At 66.4% G+C, this 307-nt stretch carries 1 protein-coding gene; it reads left to right on the top strand.

Annotated elements, in window-relative coordinates:
• A partial coding sequence (locus BQ17_RS22620; protein WP_218068220.1) for a hypothetical protein occupies positions 1 to 198 on the top strand: 198 nt, incomplete at its 5' end.
• Positions 199 to 307: the final 109 nt, after the last annotated feature.

The following is a 307-nucleotide window of genomic DNA, read 5'->3' as shown; positions in this document are numbered from 1 at the left end:
GGCGGTCCCGGGCCGGCTGGGACCGCCGTCTTTCAGACGGCTTACGGACCCCATGACCAGCTGTCGGCAACGCTCAGAGCAGACGCCCTCCGGGCCGCACCGGATAACAACGCCGGACAGCCGGCAGGTTTGGCTCCCGTGTCTATACCCGTCACCCGTGAATATTTCGCCGCGATGCACGCCCCTCGCACCCGCTAGCTGCGTTGCGACTCGTCGCCATAGGGCCCTGACTATTCCTCCTCGCCGCGCCTTGCGCTCGGGCACCATCGGCACACCTCGCTTACCGAAATATTCACGCGCGACGGGT

The sequence above is a fragment of the Candidatus Thiosymbion oneisti genome, assembly GCF_900092655.1.
In the GTDB taxonomy this organism is placed as follows: domain Bacteria; phylum Pseudomonadota; class Gammaproteobacteria; order Chromatiales; family Chromatiaceae; genus Thiosymbion; species Thiosymbion oneisti.
Note: the sequence above shows the minus strand (reverse complement) of the source record. Positions and strands in the feature narration are given on the sequence as shown.